4 protein-coding genes and 1 pseudogene are annotated in these 2,514 nt (G+C 41.8%); all 5 read right to left on the bottom strand.

Going from position 1 to position 2,514, the window contains the following annotated elements; translation table 11 throughout:
* Positions 1-138: pseudogene (locus Q9Q35_RS11920) on the bottom strand (competence protein ComGC); the annotation flags it as partial.
* 416 nt (positions 139-554) lie between these two features.
* Positions 555-671 (bottom strand): XkdX family protein, encoded by a 117-nt coding sequence (locus Q9Q35_RS11915; protein ID WP_119448211.1) that lies wholly within the window; start codon positions 669-671, stop codon positions 555-557.
* Positions 664-939: a hypothetical protein gene (locus Q9Q35_RS11910; protein ID WP_119448212.1), complete on the bottom strand. Its 276-nt coding sequence runs from the start codon at positions 937-939 to the stop codon at positions 664-666. Before Q9Q35_RS11910 ends, Q9Q35_RS11915 begins: the two co-directional genes overlap by 8 nt.
* A 2-nt stretch (positions 940-941) precedes the next feature.
* Positions 942-2,018 carry a collagen-like protein gene (locus tag Q9Q35_RS11905; RefSeq protein ID WP_160192573.1) on the bottom strand — a complete coding sequence of 359 codons (1,077 nt, stop codon included), beginning with the start codon at positions 2,016-2,018 and terminating at the stop codon, positions 942-944.
* A 3-nt stretch (positions 2,019-2,021) separates the two neighbouring features.
* A partial coding sequence (locus Q9Q35_RS11900) for a LysM peptidoglycan-binding domain-containing protein (RefSeq protein WP_304653558.1) occupies positions 2,022-2,514 on the bottom strand: 493 nt, incomplete at its 5' end.

The raw sequence follows: 2,514 nt of genomic DNA, 5'->3' as shown, positions 1-2,514 counted from the left end.
GGCATATAGTTGAGCTTGTGTATCTAATTCAGCTTGCAAGGCTTGAGTATTGACCTTTTCAGCATTGGAACGTTGTTTAGCGACGTTAGGAATGATGATCAAGATCAACAAACTGATGATAAAGATCACGATCGCCATTTCAATAATTGTTATTAAAAATCGTCGAAATTATAAAAAATAACCCCAACCAGCGAACCGATCGGGGCACGTTCATCTAGTGATGGTTTTTCAACCAGTCATAGATGATGTCTGAGATTAGATTAACCAAGACGGCTAATACTAATTCTACTATCATTGTGAGCAACGAGTTTCACCTCGCACTGGTACTTAACTTAGAAGTAATCAGCTTCTATGTACCGTCTACAATTATACTTTAGGTATTGACAAAAAGAAAATATTTTTCTAACATAAAGGTGTGAGCAACGAGTTAATCTCGTCTAGGGTCTAATCAACCCGGCCAGTTTTACCTTCCAACTATTTTGTTGGAGGGTAATTTTTTTGCAACAAAAAAGCGCCACACCCGATGTTTTTTTCGAGCGTGGCGCTTAGTCTAGCTATTCATATTTCTTGCCTGTGATCTCTTCATACTGCTCAGCTGTGATAGATCCCATTTTGACAAATTTCTTAATCGACATACCTAACTTGTGCATATACTTACATACATTATACATCTTCTTTTTCGCCTCCTTCCAAAATACTTACACGAGCTGTTAACTGTGCAAGCTGAATAGTCACGACTTCGAGTAACCCTAGTGCATCCAACTCTTTGTTTGCACCAGTCCATTTTTCACCATCAAATTTAGGATTTTCAAGATGATACGTTTCACCGTTCATTTGTCGAACTGGTGGCAATTCAGTCGAGTGCTCAGGTTGGTTAGGGGCTTGCACTTCACCGATAAACTGCTTTGTTACTGCATCATACATATAATAGATAGCCATTTTTAAACTTCCTTTCTAACTGCTCCAAGACTTAAGACATCAGCATCAGACCAAATACCCAATTCATACATAACTCTAGCAAAATTTGGTTTGCGTCCATATGAGCCGCTATTTGTACTAGCATCACCAAAAGCATTAGTCCAATCATATTTACTTGCGTCTTGCAATGGATTAAGCACTTTGGTCGTTGATGACCAATATTCAAATGATCCGACTTTGCTTTTAAATTTGTTGATTGTCAAGGTTCCCCTCGTTGCACTGATAATATTTGGTACGAGTGGCCAAGGTGCAAAATCAGTAGCGTTTAAATTGCCAGTAAAGCCATAACCGTAAACTGTAGCTGTCGTTGCATACTCTGGAAATCGTAGGCCGGACCCATTGTCAAACCAGATCGTCCATGGTGTAGTAGTGCGATCCAACGTCCATGCAGTCGGTGCATGTCGTACTTCATCCTTGTTGCCTTCATCTGATTTAGGTTTTAGGCTGTCAATAAAGTCCTGCTCCGATCCCGTATTCCCAAGATCAAGCCAAATCTGGTATGCTGACTTTCCATCTTTGCCGTCATGCCCATTTTGGCCATCTTTTCCAGCGGGGCCACGTTCACCAGCAGGACCAGGATCACCCTTATCACCTTTAGGACCTTGAGCACCGTCCTTGCCGTCTTTACAAGCAACAGGAATGCCAGTACCGCTACTTTCGGCGATCTCTTTCTTAAGTTGTTCGATCGTGATCACACTTAAAGTCGTTCCCTGCACATCGTTTAACGTACTGTTCAATCTGATCTGCGCTTGTGCTTCATCGGGATAGATAGACAACTTATCATCTTTAGTGATCCAAACTTCAAGTCTATAGATATCTGGCGGTAGCTCACTAAAACTATCACTATCTATTTTAATTTTGCTATCTACGATCTTCGGTTCAATATCAAACAAAAAGCCTGTTAGATTTCCGACTTTAACAACGACTTTTGCATTATCTGCAATAGTCGCTCTCTCAGAGCCATCAAACAACGTCAGCTCATACACTCGACTAGTATCCCGGGCTTTCTGCACGCTATGATCGATCTTTACTACTCTCATAGGCTAATACCGCAATGTTTGACCCGAATAGATCAGATTGGCATTTCTGATCCCGTTCATCGATTGTAAATGGCCAACTGTTGTTCCCAAGCGACTAGCGATCACGCTCAAATTATCTCCGTATCGAACTGTGTATGTGCGCTGAGCTGTAGCTTGGTCGTTTACTCGCAATACTTGACCCGGGTAGATCAAGTTTACGTTTCGAATGTTGTTAGCACTCTGTAATGCGCTGACCGTTGTACCAAAACGTGTTGCGATCGCACTTAAGCTATCACCAGATTGTACTGTGTACGTACTTGCTGTAGCTTGCGTGCTATTTTGCTTAGCTGTCGACAAGATCTCAACATTAGAGCGGTCGATCCAAGACATAATGCCCTTGAGCAAGACTTTGTTGCCACTAGTTTGAATGACTTCATAGCTATTGCCTTTGACCCAATCCGGGATTGCTTGACCAGTGGACCACACCTTAGCGCCAAAGTTGACTTTAACAGTGTAG

It is taken from the genome of uncultured Ligilactobacillus sp. (assembly GCF_948826705.1).
Lineage (GTDB): Bacteria > Bacillota > Bacilli > Lactobacillales > Lactobacillaceae > Ligilactobacillus.
The sequence above is the reverse complement of the archived record's forward strand: the minus strand, read 5'-3'. Positions and strand labels throughout refer to the sequence as shown.

Excerpts from the sequence above, each read along its gene's own strand:
- Q9Q35_RS11915 (WP_119448211.1), bottom strand. The coding sequence starts at position 671 with ATGTATAATGTATGTAAGTATATGCACAAGTTAGGTATGTCGATTAAG.
- Q9Q35_RS11910 (WP_119448212.1), bottom strand. The coding sequence starts at position 939 with ATGGCTATCTATTATATGTATGATGCAGTAACAAAGCAGTTTATCGGT.
- Q9Q35_RS11905 (WP_160192573.1), bottom strand. The coding sequence starts at position 2,018 with ATGAGAGTAGTAAAGATCGATCATAGCGTGCAGAAAGCCCGGGATACT.